The 2415-nt window shown below is 47.2% G+C and carries 1 protein-coding gene; it reads left to right on the top strand.

Going from position 1 to position 2415, the window contains the following annotated elements; translation table 11 throughout:
- Positions 1-21: 21 nt before the first annotated feature.
- Positions 22-2415, top strand: a 2394-nt coding sequence (locus tag C7Y69_RS13220; RefSeq protein ID WP_185864175.1) for an Ig-like domain-containing protein, incomplete at its 3' end; no start/stop codon positions are given.

Raw genomic sequence — 2415 nt, forward strand, 5'->3', positions numbered from 1 at the left:
CGGGGCATTGAGAGCAAAACGATGTCGGTTACGCCGGATGAATATCTGGTGGCGGGTGAAGATTATGAGCTACTTGTTGCGGGCGTGTGTGATGTAGCGGGTAATGAAGTTGCTGAGTATCGCATGGACTTCACAGCCGATAGTAGCGGCAGTGTTGATACTGCCTACCCAAGAATAAGCAGTGTTACACCGACAAACAATACATCAGATGTATCAGTTAACACAGCGATTGTGGTGACCTTTAACGAAGCAGTCGATGCACTAAACATTAATGATGCAGTGCGAGTTCAGGTGAATGGCCAAAGTGGTTATGTAGCGGGTGACTATCAGGTAGAAGGCAGCGTGGTGACGTTTACGCCAAGTGAGCCATTACCGGGTAGTACACAAATCAGAACAAGTATTTACTACGTCAAAGATAGAGTTGGAAATAGTGCATGTTGTTGGAATTATTACTTCACAACAGAAGACGAGCTTGATACTACGGCACCAACCGTAAGCAGTATCAGTCCGGCAGACGGAGCCATGGATATAGGAGTAGGTACGCCAATCGTACTAAGCTTCAATGAATCGTTAAATGCAGCTACGGTCAACAGTAATCACTTCAAGTTATATTCAGAGGGCAGCATTATTACGCCGAGCGTTTACCGCTCTGCAGACAGTAAAACAATCACCTTGCGTGGCACCTGGCCAGCCGGAAAGTCACTGTCAGTAATCGTCACGGACGATGTGCAGGACTTAAGCGGTAATGCAATGGCGGATTATGTCAGCCTATTTAGCACAGCAGTGGTAGATAATGACAACGGTAGGCCAAGTGTCTCACGCCTATACCCGAACAGTGGTGCCAATAATGTACCGAGTGTTGGCAGTATAGTGATGTACACCTCAGAGCCAATGGATGAAAGTTCCTTACATGATGCTTTCCATGTAGCGGAAAACGGTGTACTGGTAGAGGGACAGATTACGCTGTCAGCATCAGGTCAGGCAATCGAATTCACACCGGATGAAGCCTTTGTAGAAGGTGCACTCGTTCATGTTTATCTGGATAGCACAGCGCGTGATGATTCAGGTAATGCGATGAACCATTATCAAGGTCAGTTCCGCATGGCGACAACTACGGCAACAGCAGGGGTGCGACCAACGCCTAATGCTTATCTGCCAAGTAACGGTTTAACCAATGTGTCGCTAAATCCGAGCATGCGTATCGTTTATAACCAAGATATGGATGAGACTACCATTACTGATGAATTCATTGTGATGCGCAACAATGATGGCAGTGCCTTTCCGGCTACGATAAGTCTGGCAGATGATTTACGTACAGTGGAAATCACGCCGCAATCACTCTTATCGGCTGACAGTTACTATTATGTGAGTCTGTCAAGTAACATTCTGGATACAGATGGTGACCGTCAGTACTGGAGTCGCAGTTATGGCTTCACCACAGGTGAAGTAGCGGTAGAAGACTTGCAGGCCCCACGAGTAACTGCGATGAGTCCGGCAACGGGAATGGAAAACGTGGCATTGAATCCGCGTTATCACGTGCACTTTGATGAAGCGATTAACCCATACAGCTTCGAACGCATAGCAGATATGAGTATCTCGTACAGTGCAAGTAATACCGAAGTGTTGTACCACCGTTACTCACCATTATCAGAGAGTACGGAACACACAGAAACAATTACACAGGTAGAAGACTTGTCGGGCAATAAAGTTGTTTCACACAGTGAAACCTTTACAACCGGAACAGGACCAGACCTGACCAGTCCGAATTACAGTACTTATTTACCCTACTCGAACAGTACAGTTGCAGTAAATAGTAGTGTGATCTGGGTAATGAACGAGGTTGTTGATCCACTCACGGTGAACAGCAGCACCGTATATGTACGAGATGTAAACAATGGTTCGGTTCATGTCGCGGGTAGTGCCAGTATTGGTCAGGATGGCAAGACAATAACTTGGGTACCAGACAATGTACTGACAGCAGGTCGACGGTTTAATGCACGGCTCGGCGGTGTGGCGGACATCAGTGGTAATACAAACTCATCAGATAGCTTCTACTTCTATACCAGTTTGGAAGAAGATACAGCAGCACCAGTTGTAACAGGCACATCAGTGCACGAAGGCTTAACCGACGTGGCGGTAAATGCCCGAGTGAGAGTGAAGTTTAGTGAAACGATAAGTCATTTATCACTGGGTGGCATTACCCTGACTCATAACGGTGAGCAGATTGCGGTAAATCGTGCACTGGATAGCTCACATGCGCTGGTCACGCTCACCCCGGTGACCCTGCTTCCGGCGGGTGAGACGCTAAGCTTGAATGTAAGCGGTGTGAAAGACCTGGCAGATAACGTGCAGGTAGAAGACATCAATATCAACTTCACAACAGAGCTGGGTATCGATACACAAACAGGGTCATTG

It is taken from the genome of Alteromonas sp. KS69, assembly GCF_003989595.1.
Lineage (GTDB): Bacteria > Pseudomonadota > Gammaproteobacteria > Enterobacterales > Alteromonadaceae > Alteromonas > Alteromonas naphthalenivorans.